Consider the following 19645-nt stretch of genomic DNA (forward strand, 5'->3'; position numbering starts at 1 on the left):
GGCCACGAACGGCGAGTGAGGGCGTCCGGTCGAGACCAACGATAGCGCGCCGCGTGTCCAATCGGACGCGCACAGGACGCTCCATCGTTTTCTAGACTGCGCATGATCCTTTCCGGAAACAGATTCCGGTTTCCGGGGTCATGGCTAAGGGACGGCCCATGCTGGAAAACAATACCCGAATTGCCAAGGATGCGGCGATCGTCGACGAGGCGATCACGTCGCGCCGCTCGGTGCGCGCCTTCCTGCCCGACATGGTCGACGACGAAACGATCCGCGCCATTCTCGCCGTAGCGGCTCGCGCGCCTTCGGGCACCAACATGCAGCCCTGGCGGGTCTACGTGACCAAGGGCGAGGTGAAGCAGCGGATCACCGATGCTATCCTCAACTCCGGCATCCGCGCCGAAAAGGCCGAGTGGGATGAATATCGCTATTATCCGGACCAGTTCTTCGAACCGTATCTCACCCGGCGGCGGGCGAATGGCTTCGGCCTCTACGGCGTGCTTGGCATCGGCCGGCGCGAAGTCGACCGGATGCGCGCCCAGCACGACCGCAACTTCGTCTTCTTCGATGCGCCGGTCGGCATGATCTTCACCGTCGACCGGCGGCTGAACAAGGGTTCGTGGATCGATTACGGCATGTTCCTGCAGAACATCATGGTGGCGGCTCGGGGCAGGGGCCTGCACACCTGTCCGCAGGCCGCCTTTGCACCGTATCACAAGCAGATCAGGCCGGTGCTCAACATCCCCGACGAGGAGATCGTCGTCTGTGGCATGGCGCTCGGCCATGAGGACACGTCCAAGCCCGAAAACGAGTTCCGCACCGACCGCGCCCCGCTGGAAGAGTGGGTGACGTTCGCCAAATGAGGTGGCGTCAAGTGAGGTGACGACGCGCCCACCTGCGTCTACTGCACCTCATAGCCGACTTCCTCGCTGGCGTGACAGAGCGCCTTCCAGAACGAGCGCGCAAACGAGCGGAACACATAGACGTCGAACTGGTCGGCGCCGGTGCGCTGGATCTGCGCAAAGACGTCATGATGCATGGTCGAGCGGCCGGCACCGACCGGGAAGGCCGGCAGCGCGAAGTCGATGGCGAAGAGTTTTGCCAGCACCCACTCGGCCTTTGGTCCGGCGATGCGGATCGCAGTGCGGCCGTGCGACAGGTCGGTCACCGTGCCGATATCAGGGGTGACGACATTGGCAAAAGCCGATGCCAGGCCTTCGGCCTCGTCGACCACGGTGAATTTTCCCGGCGCGAAGCCGAACACCGACCTCACGCCGTCGGTGCTGCCGGCGCCGGCGCCATCGGGCAGGGCAAGGCCGGTAACGGTGCGGATGCCTGATATCAACTTCTTCTCCTGGCCCGGCCAGGCAGCGAGCTGCAGGATCGATCCCGGCCTGGTTTCGGAGAGGATGACATCGATGCCGTGTTCGAAATCGCCGTGCGAACCGATGCGCAGTTCCGGTTCAAGCGGTGCCAGCTCAATCGGTGATTGGCGCTCAACCATGCATGCGGCTCCCGTTCGGATCAAAGAAGTGGTTGGAGACGATCTCGACCGGGCCGAACCGGTTGCGCAAGGGATCGGAGATATGGGCGCGCGTGCCGCGCCGTGCCTTGCCGTCCTTGACCAAAGCGAGCGCGATGTACTTGCCGAGCGCCGGCGAATAGCAGCAAGCGGTGATGTGGCCGATGGAATCGTGCGGATCGGCTTCGTCAAGCGCCTCGACGATGTGCGCGCCGCCGTTGAGCGGCTGGTTGTCCAGCGAGATCAACCCGACGAGTTCCAGCCGGCCGGGAGCGATCAGGCCCTCGCGATCCATCATCGCCGAGCCGATGAAGGGCTTTTTCTTGGACAGCATCCAGTCGAGATGCAGGTCGCGCGCTGTGGTGCGGCCGTCGATCTCAGCGCCGGTGACGTGGCCTTTCTCGATGCGCATCGTGCCCAGCGCCTCAAGCCCGTAAGTCACCAGTCCGAACGGCTTGCCGGCTTCGATCAGCGCTTCCCAGACATGGGTGCCGTAACCGGCGCCGGAGTAAACTTCGAAGGCCATTTCGCCGGAGAAAGACAGCCGGCAGATCATCACCGGCACGCCTGATATCTTGCCGCGCACGATGCCCATGAAGGGCAAGGTGGCGTTGTCGACGGCGGTGCCGGTGACGCAAGCGGCAAGAATTTCTCTTGCCCTCGGCCCACCGATCGCGGCACCCGCCCATTCGTCGGTCACCGAGGTGACGTGGACCTTCAGCACCGGCCAGATGACGTCGAGGAAATACTCCAGATGCTGCATCACCTTGCCGGCATTGGCCGTGGTGGTGGTCATCAAGAAGTCCTGTTCGCCGAGCCGCCATGTCGTGCCGTCGTCGAAGGCAAGGCCGTCCTCGCGCAGCATCAGCCCGTAGCGAGCCTTGCCGACAGCCAGTGTCGAGAACATGTTGGTGTAGACCCGGTCGAGGAATTCCGCTGCGTCCGGACCCTGCACGGCGATCTTGCCCAGTGTCGAGACATCGACGATGCCGGCGCTCTCGCGCGTCGCCCTGGCTTCGCGCACATAGGCCTGCTCGATCGTCTCGCCGGGATGGCCATAAATCATCGGGCGATACCAGAGGCCGGCCGAATACATGGTTGCGCCATTGGCGACGTGCCAGTCATGCATCGGCGTCAGCCGCTCTGGCCTCAGGTCGCCGAAGCGTTCTGCAGCGAGCGAGCCGATTGAGACCGCCGAAAAGGGCGGGCGAAAGCGTGTCGTGCCGACTTCGGGGATCGGCTTGCCCAATGCCTCGGCCATGGTGGCGAGGCCGGGTATGTTGGAGCTCTTGCCCTGGTCGGTTGCCATGCCGAGCGTGGTGTAGCGCTTCAGGTGCTCGACCGAGATGAAGCCTTCGCGATGCGCCAGCCGAACATCTTCCGCGGTCACGTCGTGCTGGAAATCGACGAAACTTTTTCCATCGGCTTTGATCTCGAACACCGGCGCCGGATCAGGATCGCCGGGTGCTGCTTCGACGACCGGCAAGGCCGTTGGTGCAGCGGTCCCGCCGGCCGCCGAAAGCCCGGCGGCGCGACCTTCGGCGATTGCCTCGGCGGTGGAGAAGCTGCCGGTGAAAGCGCCGGCGCCAATCCATTGCTGGGTTGGCTTCGGTGGCAGGAAGGCTTGCCTGGCGGCATTCCATTCCGCCTTGGCGCCGGCCTGACTGGCCAGATGGATGGTCGGCGACCAGCCTCCCGACATCAGCAGGCAGTCGGCTTGAATGCTGCGCGGATCGCCGGCAAGCGCGCCGTTGATCATGTCGAAGCGCTGCACCTTGATGCCGGACAGCGCCTTGCCGCCTTCGGTGGCGACCACGGCGTGACCGGAAAGGATCTTGACTTCCGCTTCATCGGCGAGTTCACGCATCTCGCCCGAAAGCTCCGGCCGCACGTCAACGATGACGATGATCGCCGCACCGGCCTTCTTCAGCGCAAGGGCGGAGCGATAGGCGCTGTCATTATTGGTGAAGAGCGCGATCCTGTGGCCCGGCAGCACGCCGTACTCGTTGGCGTAGCGCTCGGCGGCATGCGCCAGCATCACCCCCGGCCGGTCGTTGCCCGGAAACACCAGCGGCCGCTCGAAGGAGCCGGTGGCCAGCACCACCGATTTGGCGCGGATGGTCCAGTAGCGATGGCGCGGTTCGCCCTTGCCGGGCCTCTCCTTATGGTCGGTGACCCGTTCAAGCGCGGCGAGTACGTTGCCGTCGTAGTAGCCCCAGACCGTGGTGCGCGGCAGCAGGCGGACATTGTCATAGCCTTCGAGCTGGCCGGCGGCTCGCGCTGCCCAGTCCGCCCCGGGCATGCCGTCGATCGTCTCGCCCGACCAGTTGGCCGAGCCGCCGAAATGCGGTTCGAGCTCGCTGAGGATGACACGCGCGCCTTGATCGGCGGCTGCCCTGGCGGCCATCAGCCCGGCCGGACCGGAGCCGACCACCAGCACATCGCAGAAAGCGTTCATCCGCTCATAACGCGCTGTATCGGCAGCGGTCCCGGCGCGGCCGAGACCGGCGGCGCGGCGGATGAAATGCTCGCAGAACATCCAGAAACGCGTGCCCTTCAGCGGGCCGATCGCGGGTCCCATGAAGGTCTTGTAATAGAAGCCGGCGGACAGAAGCTTGCCGCCGAGCTGGTTGGCGGCGCTGACATCCCAGGACAGCGATGGAAAGCGGTTCTGGCTGACGGCGGTCAGCCCATCATAGATCTCGACCATGGTCGCTGCGATGTTGGGCTCGCGAACCTCGCCCCGCAGCACCGTCACCAGGGCGTTCGGCTCCTCGACGCCTGATGTCAGCACGCCGCGCGGGCGGTGATATTTGAACGAGCGCCCGAACAGGGTGATGCCGTTGGCCAGCAGCGCTGAGGCAAGCGTGTCGCCGGCATGGCCGGTGTAGGGCGCGCCGTCGAAGGTGAACCGGATCGTTCGCAGCCGGTCGATCCGGCCGCCGGCATCGGTGCGGCGTGGGCTCACGACTTGCCCTCCGCCTTGTGCCGCGCGGCGGCTTTGTGGTCGCCGCGCGCGAAGGCGACGCTGGAGATATCGTGTGTCAGCGTGTTGCGCACGACCCTGAGATGGGCGCGGCAGCCACCGGAATGCTGCCAGATCTCGTTGTGGTCACCCGCCGGATTCAACCGATCGTAGACATAGGCGTTCCAGGCGTCGAGGTCTTGCGAGGCGGGCTGAGGGCGCTCGCGGTTGCCGTCGCCCTGGTAGGTGAACTCGATGACATCGCGCGGGCCGCAATAGGGGCAAGTGATCAGCATTTTCGTCTTACCTAATGCAGGCGCGGCGTCGCGCCCTGGCCCTTGTCGTCGATCACCAGGCCGCGGTGGAAGCGGTCGAGCGTGAAGGGCGCGTTGAAGTCGTGCGGCTCGTCCTTGGCGATGGTCCAGGCAAAGCACCAGCCGGAGGCCGGCGTCGCCTTGAAGCCGCCGTAGCACCAGCCGCAGTTGAGATACATGCCCGGCAGCGGACCGGTGGTGATGATCGGCGAGCCGTCCATCGACATGTCGCAGACGCCGCCCCAGGAGCGCAGCATGCGCACGCGCGCAAGCCCTGGAAATAGCGCCAGCATCTCGCTCATCACCTCGTCGACGATCGGCAGGCTGCCGCGCTGGGCATAGCTGTTGTAGCCGTCGAGATCGCCGCCGTAGACCAGGCCGCCCTTGTCCGACTGGGACATGTAGAAATGGCCCATGCCGAAGGTGAGGACGGTATTGACGAATGGCTTCAGCGATTCCGTCACGAAGGCCTGCAGCACATGGCTCTCGATCGGCATCGTCTCGATGCCGGCAAGCTGCATGACCCGTCCGGTGCTGCCGGCCACCGCGACTGCCACTTTCTTGGCGCGGATCTCACCACGCGATGTCGAAACGCCTGATATGCGGTCGCCATTACGCAGGAAGCCGGTGACCTCGCAATTCTCGATGATGTCGACGCCGCGACGGTCGGCGCCGCGCGCATAGCCCCAGGCGACGGCATCGTGGCGGGCGGTGCCGGCGCGCGGTTGCATCAGCCCGCCGACGACCGGGAAGCGAGCCGCGCCCGAGACGTCCAGCGCCGGTATCAGGCGTGCGATCTCCGCCGTGGTCATCAGTTCGGCATCGACGCCGAGATGGCGCATGGCGTTGCCGCGCCGGGCAAGGTCGTCAAGCTGGGCAGGCGTGTGCGCCAGGTTCAGGCAGCCGCGCTGCGAGAACATGACGTTGTAGTTGAGGTCGTGCGAGAGGTTCTCCCACAGCTTCATCGAATGTTCGTAAAAGCGGGTGTTGGCAGGCAGCAGGTAGTTGGAGCGAACGGCCGTCGTGTTGCGGCCGACATTGCCGGAGCCGAGCCAGCCCTTCTCCAGCACCGCGACATTGGTGATGCCGTGCTCCTTGGCGAGATAATAGGCGGTCGACAGGCCATGGCCGCCGCCGCCGATGACAATCACGTCGTAGGATGCCTTCGGATCCGGCTTGCGCCAGGCCGGCTTCCAGTCCTTGTTGCCGGTCAGCGCGTTTTTGAGAAGCGAGAAGGCCGAATATTCCGCCATTCTTTTTGTTATCCGTTCTGGCTTTTTGTCATCCGTTTTGGGCGATGCGGCACACTATAGAGCAGGCCGTTGCCGCAAAGCCAATATTGCGCCATCGCTTTTCGACTGGCCGACTCCGAATGGACGGGGGGCCGAGACGGCTTGCTCCCTGGTATGAGCGTCTTTATCAAGGGCGAGCTTTAGAACGCCTTGCTGCCTGTGAGTCGCCAAACAATCATGCTTTTCCGACTGCTCCGCTTCGTTCTGGTCCTGGCGATCGTCGCTTCGGCGCCGCTGGCGCTTGGCGCGGTGGCCCAGGGGCTTGACCAGGCTCCCTCCGGGATAGTCGCCGACCAGCAGAAAATTCTCCAGGGTCTGACGACAACGACCGACAATCTCGAACAGAAAATCCAGGAAGACGGTGTCGACGACGCCAGCCTTGTCGATATCCGCCTGCAGCTCGAGGAATTGTCGCGAGACGCGCTGAACAGCGCGCTTGCCTTCCGCCCGCGCCTTGCGGAGATCAACGCAAGGGTCGATCAGCTCGGTGCGCCGCCGGCCGCGGGCCAGCCGCCCGAGCCCGATATCGTGGCCACCGAACGCCAGGCGCTGGCGTCCGAAAAGGCCGAGATCAATGCTGTCATCGCCGCGGCGCAAAACCTGTCGATCCGCATCAGCGGCCTCATCGACAGGATCGCCAATATGCGCAGCGAGCTGTTTCGCAACCTGCTCACCAAGCGCTACGTTCTGTCCGATGCGTTGAGCCCGAAGGTCATTTCCGATGCCAACGATGAATATGCCGGCTTCTACAAGGCGGTGTCATCGTGGCTGACCTTCGCCTTCAAGTTCAAATTCCAGGCCGTGCTGGCCGCGACCTTGACTGCGCTTTCCCTGGCGGCGGTGCTTTTTGTCGGGGGGCGGCGTCTGTTCGGGCGTGTCTTCGAAGCGGACCCTTCCATCGAAGATCCGTCCTATCTCAGCCGGCTGTCGGTGGCGTTCTGGTCGACATTGCTGCCGACGCTGGCGGTCGGCGTCTTCCTGGTCTCGACCGTGTTCTTTTTCAACTACTACAACGTGTTGCGCGGCGACATTGGCGTTTTCCTGAATGCGCTGGTCGCGGTCATCGCGGTGGTGTTCTGCGTCAACCGGCTGGCCAATGCGGCGCTGGAGCCGCGGCTGCCGAACTGGCGGCTCATCCCCGTTGAAACGGGTCCGGCACGCTGGCTGGTGCGGCTGACGACCGCGATGGCGGTGGTGATCGGCATCAACAATTTCCTGTCGGTCGTCAACGACAAGATGGGCTCGCCGCTATCGCTGACCATCGCCAGAAGTTTTGTCGCCACCATCATCGTCGGCGTCATCCTGATCCTGATGGGAATGTTGAAGCCATTCAAGGCAGCCGACGGAAGCTGGCGTCCCTGGCCGGTGTGGCTGCGCTACACCGCCTTCGCGCTCGGCCTTTTCACTATCGCCGCGGCTATGCTCGGCTATATCCGCCTTGCCATCTTCGTCTCGCTGCAAGTCGTGGTCACCGGGACCATTCTGGTTACCGCCTATATCGGCTTCCTGTCGGCGCGGGCGATCAGCGAGGAAGGCAGCTTTGCCAACACGTCGATCGGGCGCTGGCTATCGACCAACTCCAGTTATGAGGAGTCCGCGCTTGACCAGCTCGGCCTGGTCGTCAGCGTCGCCATCAACCTGATGATCGTGCTGGTGTTCCTTCCGCTGATCCTGTTGATGTGGGGTTTCCAGCCCGGCGACATCCAGGCCTGGGGCTACAAGCTGGCGACGGGCCTCACCATCGGCTCGGTGACGATCTCGGTGACCGGCATCCTGACCGGCATCATTGTCTTCATCATCGGCTATTTCCTGACGCGCTGGTTCCAGGGCTGGCTCGACGGCTCGGTGATGGCGCGCGGCAAGGTCGATACCGGCGTGCGCAACTCGATCCGGCTGGCGGTCGGCTATGCCGGCGTGGCGCTCGCAGCACTCGTCGGCGTCTCGGCGGCGGGCATCGATCTCTCCAATCTGGCGCTTGTCGCCGGCGCCCTGTCCCTCGGTATCGGCTTCGGCCTGCAGAATGTCGTCTCCAACTTCGTCTCCGGTCTGATCCTTTTGGCCGAGCGGCCGTTCAAGGTCGGCGACTGGATCGTCGCCGGTGACATCAGCGGCACGGTCAAGAAGATCAGTGTGCGTGCTACCGAGATCGAGACGTTCCAGCGGCAGTCGGTGATCCTGCCCAATTCAAACCTGATCAACAATGCCGTCGGCAACTGGACGCACCGCAACAAGCTCGGTCGCATCGACATCAAGGTCGGCGTCGCCTATGGCAGCGACGTCAAGCAGGTCCATGCTGTCCTTTTGGAGATTGCGCGCGGCCATCCGTTGGTGCTGAAAAATCCCGAACCCTTCGTGCTGTTTACCAATTTCGGGCCGGCCGCTCTCGAATTCGAAATCCGTGTGTTCCTGGCCGACGTGATGAACGGCAACGTCGTGCAGAACGACATCCGGTTTGCCGTCCTCGATCTGTTCGCCGACCAACATATCGAAATTCCATCGGCGCCGCGCGCCGTCGTCGAGACCAAGAAGCATGAGGCGTGGCCGATCGACGACGACAAGATCGAAGTCGATTTCGCCGAACAGGAGCAAGCGAAGGCGGAAGCCGTGGCCGAGGCGAAACGCCTGGCCAAATCGGGGCGCAAGATCCGCAAGCCGGATCCCGATTAGGGCATATTGATATTCAGGTGATGCCGGCCTGCGAACGGCTGATACCTGCGCTTCCGGTACTCACGTACCCAAAGTACGCTGCGCTCGACAAAGCGAGAACCAATTGCGGCATGAATGCGGCATTCAGTTGCCGTTCAGCTTGCATCTCATATAAGCTCACATGCAAAGGGCGAGAATGCCTTGCAAAATGCAACAGAGGCGGTGGAAACACCGATATTGCAAATGTGGAAGTCTCTCGTCGCCGCCATCGCTTTTCTTGCCGTGGGCGGTTCAGCCTTCGCCGCCAGCGCGACCAACAAGGACGCTGAGACCCGCACGCTGGTCGTGACCGAAGGCGGTGGCAAAACGGAGCTGGCGCTGGCCGCCGGAGAAACCGCGGAATTCTGCCCGAGCGGGTGTTTCGTTACCATGCCGAATGGCGACCTCGAGGCGCTGACCGGTTCGGAAACGATCGAAATCTCAGGCGGTGTCGCCCGTATCAAATAACCCGCATCAAGTAACATTGACTGCTTGTTTCGAAGGCCGGGCAAATGCCCGGCCTTTTTATCGTTTCGGGTCATTGATGCTTAACGATGAACAGGGAAATACCGTCACGCAGGCCAAGCCAGGCTGGGCGTTTTAACGTTCGCTGCGCTGTTCCCCGCTATATCGGGCCGAAGACGCCGAAGCACGGCGCGGGTTTTTGATCGGCATAGATCCTTTCCGAAAAAATCGGTTTTCGGGGTCATGCGCTTTTAGGCAGGGCAACGAAAAAATGGACGCGCGGTCGGACAGGAACGCAATCCCGCTTGCGGTCGATCTCGATGGCACGCTGATCGCGACGGACCTGTTGTGGGAAGGGCTGTTCATCCTTCTCAAGAAGAATCCGCTCTATATTTTCCTCGTGCCGTTCTGGCTTGCCGGCGGGCCGGCGCGGTTGAAGCAGGCCATCGCTCAACGCGTCGACATCGACCCCGCATCGCTGCCTTACCGCGAGGCGCTGCTTCAGCGCCTTCGCACCGAACATGGCGAGGGCCGCCAGATCGTGCTGGCGACCGGCACGCCACGCAAATTCGCCGAGGCGATCGCCGCGCATCTCGGGATATTCGATCGCGTCCTGGCGACCGATGGCCCCTACAACATGACTGCAGGCAGAAAACGCGCTTCGCTTGTCGCCGCCTATGGCGATGGCGGCTTCGACTATGCCGGAAACAGCCGGCACGACCTTAGCGTGTTCGACGCCGCGCGCACGGCAATCGTCGTCGCGCCCGACCGCCATGCCGCGCGTTGGCAGGCCGCGCACAGTGCCGAATTGGTGCTCGCGCCGAAGCCGACATTCAGGACCATCGTCAAGATGCTGCGTGTTCATCAGTGGCTGAAGAACTCGCTGATCGCGGTGCCGATGGTGCTATCGCACGAATACTTCAACGCGGACATGATCTGGGAATGCTTGCTGGCATTCGTCTCGTTCAGTGCGGTCGCTTCCGCCATCTACATCCTCAATGATTTCTTCGATCTCGCGCTCGACCGCAAACATCTGACCAAGCGCAACCGGCCATTCGCCAGCGGCGCGCTGTCGATCCCGTTCGGCCTCGGTTCGATGGCAGTGCTGCTTGCAATAGGCGTTGGAGCAGGGCTTCTGCTGCCGGTCGAATTCCTCGGCGTGCTCGGCGGCTACATCATCGTCACCACCGCCTATTCGCTGTCGTTCAAGCGCATGCTTCTGATCGACGTGCTGACGTTGGCCGGTCTCTACACAATCCGCGTTCTGGCGGGCGCCGCGGCGACCGGCGTCGACGTCTCGTTCTGGCTGCTGGCCTTCTCGATCTTCTTTTTCCTGTCGCTGGCGCTGGTGAAGCGTTTCGTCGAACTGCGCACGACCGCCATTCCGGTCGGCGAGCGCATTGCCGGCCGCGGCTACCGCACCGAAGACCAGGAGATCGTCGCCCAGGCCGGCATGGCCTCGGCCTTTTCCTCGGCACTGGTGCTGGCGCTCTATATGGACAGCGTTGCGGTGCGCGAACTCTATCCGCGCCCCTGGCTGGTCTGGCCGCTGGCCCCGATCGTGCTCTACCTGACCATGCGCGTCTGGATACTCGCCCGCCGCGACGAGATGCACGACGATCCGGTCGTCTTCATCATCCGCGACTGGCGCAGCCAGATCGTCGTGCTCATCGGCGCGGTGTTTCTGGTCGCCGGAGGCTGGTAGGCATGGCGAAGGAGCGTTTCCAGAGCTTCGGCCTTGCCACGCCGCCGGCACTCGCTGTGATCCCGGCGGACGAAGCTGTTGCGTTGCTGAAGAGCGGCAAGGCGACAAGAAACGCCTTGCTCGCTTACGGCAACGGCCGCTCCTATGGCGATTCCTGCCAGAACGAGGCCGGCAAGGTCGTAGACATGCGGCCGCTGAATCGCATCCGCGCCTTTAATGCCGAGACCGGCGTGATGGAGGCCGAGGCCGGTGTGCTTCTGCCCGACATCATCGCCCTTGCAGCGCCACACGGCTTCTTTCCGGCCGTCGTTCCTGGCACGCAGTTCGTCACGCTCGGCGGTGCCATCGCCAATGATGTTCACGGCAAGAACCATCACCGGCGCGGCACCTTCGGCTGCCATGTTGAATCCTTCACGCTGCTCAGATCGGATGGACGGACCCACTACTGCTCGGCCACCGACAACGCACGCCTGTTTGCTGCAACGATCGGCGGCATGGGGCTGACCGGACTGATCCTGTCGGCATCGATCCGGCTGATGCGGGTGCCATCGCTCGACATCGTCGAGACGGCGACGCCGTTCCGCGACCTCGGCGAATTCTTCGAGCTTGCCGAAGCGGCCGACCGGGCCAACGAATACGTCGTGGCCTGGATCGACCAGCTTGCCGGCGGCCACGGCCGTGGGCGCGGGCTGCTGTTCACCGGCAATCACGCCGAGCATGGCTCCCATGTGGCCTTGCGTGCAGGCGGGAATCTTTCGGTGCCGTTCCAGCCGCCGTTCAATGTGCTCAACCGGCCGTTCCTGACTGCCTTCAACGCCGCCTACCGGTGGAAGAAAGGCCGGTCTACGGCGCCGGGCCGGGTCGGCTACCAGGGCTTTTTCTTTCCGCTCGACGGCATCGGCAACTGGAACCGGCTCTACGGACCGAACGGGCTTTTCCAGCATCAGAGCGTGGTGCCGGAAGATGTCGCGCGTCGGGCGGTGCCGGCGCTGCTTGCGGCGGCAAAGCGGGCCGGGCAGGGATCGTTCCTGACAGTCCTGAAGCGCTTCGGCTCGATCCGCTCGCCGGCACTGCTGTCGTTCCCGCGACCGGGTTTCACGCTGACGCTGGATTTTCCCAACCGTGGCCGGGCGACGCTGGCGCTGCTGAAAGAGCTCGACCAAATCACGGTCGAGGCCGGTGGCGCGGTCAATCCTTACAAGGACGCCCGAATGGGCGCCGCCGTTTTCGCCGCGTCATTCCCGGAATGGCAGCGCCTCGAAGCCATGCGCGACCCCGCCTTCATGTCGAGCTTCTGGGCGCGAACGGCGAAAAAGCTCGACGCGCGACGTGGCGCCGCCGAAGCCGCGGAATCAATAAAATCGAACAGTTCATGGTTAATGGATCGATAAGGTCAAGCTTTCTTCACGGTTTTCTGTGCTTCACGAAATATTTGCACGTTTTTAATAGAACGGCGAAGGGTTGATGGAAAAGACATGAAATACATCGTCTTCATTCTGTTCACGGTCATGACCAACGCCGCTGCGCAGCTCATGCTGAAGCAGGGCATGATGTCGCTCGGCCAGATTTCCTTTGAGGGCACCAATCCATTGCTGAAGCTGTTGCAGATTGTCTTCAGCCCATGGGTTTTCCTCGGCCTGTGCACCTTCGTCATCTCGATGGCGTCGCACCTCTATGTGCTATCCAAGGTCGAGCTCAGTTTCGCATACCCGTTCCTCAGCCTCGCCTATGTCGCTGTTGCGATCTTCGCCTATTTCGTCTTCCGCGAGGACCTTAATGGCTGGCGTATCGCCGGCATCGCTTTCATCTGCGTCGGCACGGTGCTGATCGCGCAGAGTGGGCGCGGGCATGACGAGGAAACGGCCTCCCTTTCGTCCGACAAGATTCACAGCGGGACCGTTCGATGAGACATGTGATCTTCGGCGGTGACGGCTTCGTCGGCCGCCACCTTGCCCCGAAACTAATGGCCGACGGCGAGGAGGTGGTTGTTGCCGATATCGCTAAAAGCGATCTGCCGCATTACCGCTCGGTCCGCACTGTCAGGTGCGACGTCACTGATCCGGCATCGGTCGCTTCGGTCGGGCTGAAGGCCGACGACATGGTCTACAATCTGTCGGCGAAAATGCTGTCGCCGATCCAGGTGCGCGCCAAACGCCACGAGTTCTTCTTCCCGGTGAATTTCCACGGCACCGAGCATATCATACAGGCGATGGACAGAGCCGGCGCGCCCAAGCTTGTCCATTACACGACCGACATGATCTACGGCCACACGGTCACGCAGCCGATGACGGAGGAACATCCGGTCGCGCCGCTCGGCGAATATGGCTGGTCGAAGCAGAAGACGGAGGAGCTGGCCGCCGAATGGCGCAAGCGCGGCATGTCGATCTCGCTGTTTCGGCCGCGCCTCATCATCGGCCCCGGCCGCCTCGGCATCCTCGAAAAACTGTTCAAGCTGATCGACTGGAACCTTCCGGTGCCGATGATCGGCTCGGGCAAGAACCCCTATCAGTTCATCTCGGTATTCGACTGCGCCGAGGCGGCGCGCGCCGCCTGGATGGCCGGCGTGCCTGACGAGGCTTATAATCTCGGCTCGCTCAACCCGCCGCCGGTCAGGAAACTGCTCGGCGACCTGATCAGGCATGCCGGTTCGAAGTCGATCCTGATCCCAACACCGGGCTGGGCGGTCAAGCGCACGCTCGACCTGCTCGACCTCTTGAATATGCCGATCATGGATCCGGAGCAGTATCTGATCGCCGACGAGGATTGCGTGCTCGACGTGTCCAAGGCCGAACGCCAGCTCGGCTGGGTGCCGCAATATCGCGACGAGGACATGCTGATCGCCGCTTACAGCGAATATCGCGCCAAGAAAGACGGCCATGCCGTCGCCGCCAAACATGTGCCCGCCGAGTGAAGGGCCTGCAGGAGACTCTCGAGATGACCGTCATGACCAGGCCAGACCACACGACTGCACGCACCACGGTCAGCGCGCCGGCGCTTTCGCCCGCTACCACCGCCAAGCCCGATTTGATCAGTGTCGAGCAGGCCAAGGCGATGGACGTCGCGCGCATGACCGACCTGTTCAAGGCGCATCTCAATCCCGGCCAGCTGCATTTCATGAAGCTGCTCGGCTTCCACAAGATCAAGATCGAGCGCGCCGAGGGTATGTTCTACATCGACCAGAACGGCCGCAGGATCCTGGATTTCTTCGGCGGCTTCGGCTCGCTGGCCTTCGGCCACAATCACCCGCGCCTTCTCGAGGCGCGTAAAAAGTTCCAGGAGGAGAAGCGGCAGGAGATCGCCATCGCCTTCATGTCGCAATATGCGGCGGCCCTGGGACACAATCTCGCCAAATGCTCGCCCGGCGATCTCGACATGGTGTTTCTGGGCTCGTCCGGCTCGGAAGCCATGGAGGCGGCGGTGAAGCTCGCCGAGCGCGCCGCCGGCCCCAAGCGGCCGAAGGTCGTCTATGCCGAAAATTCCTTCCACGGCAAGACCAAGGGCGTGCTGGCGATCACCGACGGCTCGCTCTACCGCGCCGACTTCAAGGTCGCCGACAATGTCGTGCGTATCCCGTTCGCCGACATCGAGGCGGTCGAGCGCACGTTCCGCTCCGATCCAGAGGTCGGCGTCATCGTGCTGGAAACCATCCAGGGCGGTGGCGGCATCATCCAGGCGCCTGCCGAATACTGGCAGAAGCTGCGCGCGCTCTGCGACCAGTATGGCGTGCTGTGGGTGGCCGACGAGGTGCAGTGCGGCTACGGACGCACCGGCCGCTTCTATGCCTTCGAGCATTACGGCGTCGTTCCTGACGTGACGGCGCTGGCAAAGTCGCTCGGTGGCGGCAAGGCGGCGGTCGGCGCGATGATCGCCAGGCGCGAGGTCTACATGAAGGCCTATGGCACGCCGAAGACGGCGATGATCCACGCCATGGCGACCTTCGGCGGCATGGGCGAGGCCTGTGTCACCTCGATCGAGGCGCTCAACGTGCTTTACGACGAGGGGCTCATCGACAACGCCGCGGTGACCGGCGACTACCTGCTGCAACGCCTGCAGGCACTGAGGGAAAAATACCCGAAGATTATCAAGGACGCCCGCGGCAAAGGCTTGATGGTCGGGCTGGAATTCCACGACTTTTCGCAGACCTTGCCGATGGTGCTGCGGCCTGTGGTCAGCGTGCTTGATGACAAGCTGAAGGGATCCTTGTCCGGCTTCGTCGGAGCGCTGCTGCTGCGCGACTATGACGTGCTCGTCGCCTTCACCGAATACAATCGCAACGTCATCCGTCTCGAACCGCCGCTGATCTGCCAGCGCGAACATGTCGACCGCTTTGTCGAGGCGCTCGACAGCCTGCTGTCGCGCGGCATCGTGTCGATCGTGAAGGATTTCGTCAAAAGCCAAGTCCGCTAGGCAGGTCCGCTGAGCGAAACCATGCTGACCAAATCTCCCGTTCCGACAAACCTGCTCGACCGGCTCACCGAGGCCGGTCTGGCGTGGGGCGAGGGCACCTATGCGCGTCTTGCCGCACCGATCGGGGTGGCGGCCTTTGCGCTCTACATCCTTTTGACCGCCGCGATGGCATGGTTCATGCCCGACGCCAATTGGGATATGCTGCCCTATCTCGCGATTGCCGAAGAAGGCACCTATCCGGATGTGCAGGCGCTGCACGACTATGCCTATGGCACGGTCAGGGACGGTGTGTCGGCTGGCGAGTACAAGACACTGACGGACGACAGCGGTGGCTTCCGCAGCCATATGGCCGGGAATGCCGTCGACTTCCATTCGCTGCTCGGCATGTACCGGATCAAGTTCCTCTACGCCGAGATACTCTCCACCATGAGCGCGGTGATGTCGCCGGTCGATGCGATGCGCGCGGTCTCGGTATTGTCGGTGCTGCTGTTCGGTGCGATCGCGCTGCTCTGGTTGCATGCGGAAGGCGCGCTGGCGCTGGCGCCGGTTACCGGCGCGATGCTGATCATGGCCGAATTCGGCGACGCGGCGCGCGCCGCGACGCCGGATCTGCTGTGCTCGGCCCTGTTCCTCGGCGGGCTTTTTGCCTATGTGCGCGGTCGCGAGGTGGCCCCCGCAATTCTGCTCTTCCTCGCCTTCATGGCGCGACCCGACAACATCGTCTTCCTTGCCATCTTCGCCGTGCTGCTGGTCGCCTTCCGGCAGAAAGCGTGGGGCGCGCTGGCCGGCTTCGCCGCCTCCCTGGTCGCCTATTTCGCCATCTCGCATTGGGCGCAGCATCCCGGCTGGTGGCCGCATCTGTGGTTCTCCAGCATCGAGCAGCACTACAATATGAACGGCTTCGATCCGCCGTTCTCGGGTGTCGCCTATCTCCGGGCTTTTGCCGCCTCCCTGGTACGCGCCGTCAGCCTGAACAGCTGGGTCGGCGTCTCGGTGCTGGCTCTGGCGGGGTGGTATGCGGCCAGCCGCGCCGGTTTCAGGCTCGACCGCCGCGCCGGCATCCTGTTTGCGGCATTGGTGCTCGGCGTTCTGGCCAAGTTCACCGTCTTCCCGATCCACGACACCCGCATCTACTTTCCCAACCTGATCCCGCCGTTCCTGCTGCTCGCCGGCCCATTCATGGCGCTGTGGGGAAGCATCAAAGGGCGTCGCGCCGCAGTGCTGCACATCGTTCCGGGGGATAGGTCATGAGTTCCGTCTCCAGCCTGGAGCGCATCATTTCTCCTTGAAGCCGCTGATCTCAACTGCAGTGCCACGCGTCCTTTTGGACGCGCAAAGGACGCCGTAGAACTTCTTTCTGCGCATGATCCCAGCGAAAATCGATTCCGAATTTTCGGGGTTATGCGCCGGGGTCGCGCCGCACCTGCGGCGTGTCGCAAACAGGCGGTAGCGCGATGGCCGTCGCCTGCATATTGTGCGCCGGTCAAGCGGGCGCCGGCGCCTGCAACAGCACTTGGAGTCGCGGGCAATGGCAGGATTTCCGGAAAAGGCGAAGGTCGTCATCGTCGGGCTGGGCGGTATTGTCGGCGCATCGGTCGCCCATCACCTTATCGAGCGCGGATGGGACGACATCGTCGGCATCGACAAATCAGGCATCCCGACCGACATCGGCTCGACAGCGCACGCCTCCGACTTCTGCTACACGACCAGCCATGATTTCCTGTCCTGCTGGACGACGCTCTACTCCATCGATTTCTACGAGAAGATGGGCCATTACGCCCGCATCGGCGGCCTCGAGGTCGCCCGCGTCGGCGACGACGATCGCATGGCGGAGATCAAGCGCAAGATCGCCTCGGCAAAAGCATTCGGCACGCGCGCCCGCCTGATCGAGCCGGCCGAGATCAAGCAGAAATTCCCGCTGATCGAAGAAGAGATGGTGCAGGGCGGCCTGTGGGACCCCGATGCCGGTCTCGTCATCCCGCGATCGCAAACAGTCGCCGGCAAGCTGGTCGATCAGGCGGAAGCCTCCGGCAAGCTCAAATCCTTCGCGAACACGCCGGCCAAGTCGCTTATCGTCGAGAATGGGCGCATCAAAGCCGTGGTGACCGATCGCGGCACAATCGAAGCCGACTACGTGATTGTTTGCGCGGGTATCTGGGGCCGGTTGATCGCGGAAATGGTGGGCGAGGACCTGCCGGTGATGCCGATCGACCATCCGCTCACCTTCTTCGGGCCGTATACCGAGTTCGCCGGCACCGGCAAGGAGATCGGCTGGCCGCTGCTGCGTGACCAGGGCAACTCGGCTTACATGCGAGACACCGGCGATCCAAAGACCGCCGAAGGCGGTCAGATCGAATGGGGCTATTACGAAGAGACCAATCCGCGCCTTTGCCATCCGCGCGACCTTCTGGAGAAGAACCAGGCCCGTCTTTCGCCCTCGCAGCGCGACCTCGACATGGAACAGATCCTGGCGCCGCTCGAGCGCGCCATGGAACTGACGCCGATCCTGGGCGAACTGGGCTACAATGAGAGCCATTCCTTCAACGGGCTTCTGCAGGTGACGGCAGACGGCGGCCCCTCTATGGGCGAGAGTCAGAAGGTGCGGGACCTCTGGTATGCCGTCGCGATCTGGGTCAAGGACGGCCCCGGCATGGGCAAGCTCATCGCCGACTGGATGACCGACGGCCGCACGTCGATCGACCATCATGCCATCGACTATTCGCGCTTCTATCCGCACCAGACGCAAGAGCAGTTCATCTGGGACCGCTGCACCGAAACGGCGATGAAGGTCTACAATCCGGCGGTTCATCCGCGTGAGCCTTTCTCTAAGGCTCGCGACGTGCGCCGCTCGCCCTTCTGGGAGCGCGAGAAGGAACTCGGCGGCTATTTCATGGAACTGGGTGGCTGGGAGCGCGCGCATGGCTATGCCGCCAACGAGCACCTGCTCGAGAAATACGGCAACCGGGTGCCGGTGCGCGAAAACGAGTGGGACAACCGCCATTTCTGGCGCGTCTCCAACGCCGAGCATCTCGCCATGAGCGAGGATTGCGGCATCGTGAACCTGTCGCATTTCGCGATGTACGACGTGGAAGGCCCGGATCACGTTGCGCTGATGGAGTGGCTGTGCGCGGCCAAGATCGGCGGCGATACCAACATCGGCAAGGGCATCTATACCCATTTCCTCGACGACGAGGGCATGGTGCGCGCCGACCTGACCGTCATCCGCATGGCCGACCGCTGCCGCGTGATCGACGGCGCCGATGCCGGGCCGCGCGACTTCCAGTACATGCAGCGGACGGCAGAAGACAAAGGTTTCGATGTCACCGTCACGGACGTGACTGAAAAGTACGTGACCATCGGCATCTGGGGTCCGAAGGCGCGCTCGACCTTGCAGAAGGTCATCGAGAACCCGGACGGCCTAACGCCGGAGAATTTTGCCTTTGCGGCGATCAAGCCTGTCAGGATCGCCGGAAAGGACGTGACCGCTTTCCGCATCTCCTATGTCGGCGAGCAGGGCTGGGAACTGCATATGCGATACGAAGACGGCCTGGCCGTCTGGGACGCGTTGCGTTCGACCGGCGTGATGGCCTTTGGCGTCGAGACCTATGCCAACAGCCGCCGTATGGAGAAGAGCCTGCGCCTGCAGAACGCAGATCTTCTGACCGAGTACAATCTGCTGGAAGCCGATCTTGCCCGCCCGAAGGTCAAGGAGGCTGATTTCAGCGGCAAGGCAAAGCACCTGGAATATCGCGCCCGCGCGCATCAGCCGGCCATGCTTTGCACGCTTGTCATGACGGACAATGTCGATCCCAAGGGGGTTGCCCGTTATCCGGTCGGCACGATGCCTGTGATGGACCCGCAAACGGGCGAGACGCTGGTCGACGAACTCGGCCGCCGATCCTTCACGACCTCGATCGCCTACGGCCCGACCATCGGCAAGAACATTGCGCTCGCCTATCTGCCCTGGGCGTATTGCCAGGAGGGCCGCAAGCTGAATGTCGAATATTTCGGCGAGACATACCCGGTCGAGGTGGCCGCTGTCGGCTACAAGCCGCTCTACGACCCGGAGAACCTCAATCCGCGCAGCTGAGCGATGATGACTTTGCCGGCCGCTACAATGGGGTGGCCTCGCAAAAACGTGAACGCAAGGGCCCAGCCCAGCGTCGGGCTTTTCGCTTTGTGACGCGACGATTCTCGCTTACCTTGCGGCATGTCTGCTTTTCCCCTCGCAAGACATGTCTTTTCAGGCGCCGCCGCGCTGGTGCTGATGTTCGTGCTGGCGCCGGAAAC

15 protein-coding genes are annotated in these 19645 nt (G+C 63.0%); 10 read left to right on the forward strand and 5 right to left on the reverse strand.

All coding sequences use genetic code 11. The annotated features are described in order from the left end of the window. Window positions 1-158: 158 nt before the first annotated feature. Window positions 159-863 (forward strand): nitroreductase, encoded by a 705-nt coding sequence (locus tag E5W87_RS03720; RefSeq protein ID WP_128242668.1) that lies wholly within the window; start codon window positions 159-161, stop codon window positions 861-863. Between the two features lie 38 nt (window positions 864-901). Here E5W87_RS03720 and soxG read toward each other — a convergent pair whose 3' ends face one another. The 4 genes from soxG to E5W87_RS03740 are packed head-to-tail and all read right to left on the reverse strand — an operon-like array spanning window position 902 to window position 6054. Then, complete coding sequence (gene soxG / locus E5W87_RS03725) at window positions 902-1504, reverse strand: sarcosine oxidase subunit gamma (protein ID WP_292394122.1); 603 nt, start codon at window positions 1502-1504, stop codon at window positions 902-904. Continuing rightward, on the reverse strand, window positions 1497-4490 hold the full coding sequence (locus tag E5W87_RS03730; RefSeq protein WP_292394124.1) for a sarcosine oxidase subunit alpha: 2994 nt from the start codon (window positions 4488-4490) through the stop codon (window positions 1497-1499). The genes soxG and E5W87_RS03730 overlap by 8 nt, the downstream gene beginning before the upstream one ends. Then, a complete protein-coding gene (locus tag E5W87_RS03735; RefSeq protein ID WP_292394126.1) occupies window positions 4487-4783 on the reverse strand; it encodes a sarcosine oxidase subunit delta in 297 nt (98 codons plus the stop codon). The genes E5W87_RS03730 and E5W87_RS03735 overlap by 4 nt, the downstream gene beginning before the upstream one ends. Window positions 4784-4794: 11 nt before the next feature. After that, window positions 4795-6054, reverse strand: a complete 1260-nt coding sequence (locus tag E5W87_RS03740) for a sarcosine oxidase subunit beta (protein WP_292394128.1) — start codon at window positions 6052-6054, stop codon at window positions 4795-4797. 216 nt (window positions 6055-6270) lie between these two features. Between E5W87_RS03740 and E5W87_RS03745 the strand changes: the two genes are divergently transcribed. The 9 genes from E5W87_RS03745 to E5W87_RS03785 all read left to right on the forward strand — a co-directional run bounded on the left by E5W87_RS03745 (window position 6271) and on the right by E5W87_RS03785 (window position 19445). Further along, the gene (locus E5W87_RS03745; protein WP_292394131.1) at window positions 6271-8760 is read left to right on the forward strand and encodes a mechanosensitive ion channel family protein; all 2490 of its coding nucleotides are present in this window, start codon (window positions 6271-6273) and stop codon (window positions 8758-8760) included. A 222-nt stretch (window positions 8761-8982) separates the two neighbouring features. Beyond that, window positions 8983-9246, forward strand: a complete 264-nt coding sequence (locus tag E5W87_RS03750) for a hypothetical protein (RefSeq protein WP_095486721.1) — start codon at window positions 8983-8985, stop codon at window positions 9244-9246. A gap of 268 nt (window positions 9247-9514) precedes the next feature. Beyond that, a complete protein-coding gene (locus tag E5W87_RS03755; protein WP_292394133.1) occupies window positions 9515-10948 on the forward strand; it encodes a UbiA family prenyltransferase in 1434 nt (477 codons plus the stop codon). Window positions 10949-10950: 2 nt separating this feature from the next. After that, window positions 10951-12339, forward strand: a complete 1389-nt coding sequence (locus E5W87_RS03760; protein ID WP_292394135.1) for an FAD-binding oxidoreductase — start codon at window positions 10951-10953, stop codon at window positions 12337-12339. 84 nt (window positions 12340-12423) lie between these two features. Beyond that, the gene (locus E5W87_RS03765; RefSeq protein ID WP_292394137.1) at window positions 12424-12855 is read left to right on the forward strand and encodes an EamA family transporter; all 432 of its coding nucleotides are present in this window, start codon (window positions 12424-12426) and stop codon (window positions 12853-12855) included. After that, complete coding sequence (locus E5W87_RS03770) at window positions 12852-13859, forward strand: NAD(P)-dependent oxidoreductase (protein WP_292394139.1); 1008 nt, start codon at window positions 12852-12854, stop codon at window positions 13857-13859. The genes E5W87_RS03765 and E5W87_RS03770 overlap by 4 nt, the downstream gene beginning before the upstream one ends. 23 nt (window positions 13860-13882) lie before the next feature. Beyond that, complete coding sequence (locus E5W87_RS03775) at window positions 13883-15355, forward strand: aspartate aminotransferase family protein (RefSeq protein WP_292394141.1); 1473 nt, start codon at window positions 13883-13885, stop codon at window positions 15353-15355. Window positions 15356-15376: 21 nt separating this feature from the next. Then, window positions 15377-16606, forward strand: a complete 1230-nt coding sequence (locus tag E5W87_RS03780; protein ID WP_292394144.1) for a hypothetical protein — start codon at window positions 15377-15379, stop codon at window positions 16604-16606. Window positions 16607-16883: 277 nt separating this feature from the next. Further along, window positions 16884-19445: an FAD-dependent oxidoreductase gene (locus tag E5W87_RS03785; protein ID WP_292394146.1), complete on the forward strand. Its 2562-nt coding sequence runs from the start codon at window positions 16884-16886 to the stop codon at window positions 19443-19445. On the opposite strand, the gene E5W87_RS03790 is transcribed toward E5W87_RS03785, so the two are convergent. Then, the coding region (locus tag E5W87_RS03790) for a hypothetical protein (RefSeq protein ID WP_292394148.1) at window positions 19412-19645 on the reverse strand (234 nt) is incomplete at its 5' end. The two genes, E5W87_RS03785 and E5W87_RS03790, sit on opposite strands and share 34 nt — an antisense overlap.

The organism is Mesorhizobium sp. (genome assembly GCF_004962925.1).
Taxonomy (GTDB): Bacteria; Pseudomonadota; Alphaproteobacteria; order Rhizobiales; family Rhizobiaceae; genus Mesorhizobium.

Coding starts and splice junctions, on each gene's coding strand:
- E5W87_RS03720 (WP_128242668.1), top strand. CDS start 159: ATGCTGGAAAACAATACCCGAATTGCCAAGGATGCGGCGATCGTCGAC.
- soxG (WP_292394122.1), bottom strand. CDS start 1,504: ATGGTTGAGCGCCAATCACCGATTGAGCTGGCACCGCTTGAACCGGAA.
- E5W87_RS03735 (WP_292394126.1), bottom strand. CDS start 4,783: ATGCTGATCACTTGCCCCTATTGCGGCCCGCGCGATGTCATCGAGTTC.
- E5W87_RS03740 (WP_292394128.1), bottom strand. CDS start 6,054: ATGGCGGAATATTCGGCCTTCTCGCTTCTCAAAAACGCGCTGACCGGC.
- E5W87_RS03745 (WP_292394131.1), top strand. CDS start 6,271: ATGCTTTTCCGACTGCTCCGCTTCGTTCTGGTCCTGGCGATCGTCGCT.
- E5W87_RS03750 (WP_095486721.1), top strand. CDS start 8,983: ATGTGGAAGTCTCTCGTCGCCGCCATCGCTTTTCTTGCCGTGGGCGGT.
- E5W87_RS03755 (WP_292394133.1), top strand. CDS start 9,515: ATGGACGCGCGGTCGGACAGGAACGCAATCCCGCTTGCGGTCGATCTC.
- E5W87_RS03760 (WP_292394135.1), top strand. CDS start 10,951: ATGGCGAAGGAGCGTTTCCAGAGCTTCGGCCTTGCCACGCCGCCGGCA.
- E5W87_RS03765 (WP_292394137.1), top strand. CDS start 12,424: ATGAAATACATCGTCTTCATTCTGTTCACGGTCATGACCAACGCCGCT.
- E5W87_RS03770 (WP_292394139.1), top strand. CDS start 12,852: ATGAGACATGTGATCTTCGGCGGTGACGGCTTCGTCGGCCGCCACCTT.
- E5W87_RS03775 (WP_292394141.1), top strand. CDS start 13,883: ATGACCGTCATGACCAGGCCAGACCACACGACTGCACGCACCACGGTC.
- E5W87_RS03780 (WP_292394144.1), top strand. CDS start 15,377: ATGCTGACCAAATCTCCCGTTCCGACAAACCTGCTCGACCGGCTCACC.
- E5W87_RS03785 (WP_292394146.1), top strand. CDS start 16,884: ATGGCAGGATTTCCGGAAAAGGCGAAGGTCGTCATCGTCGGGCTGGGC.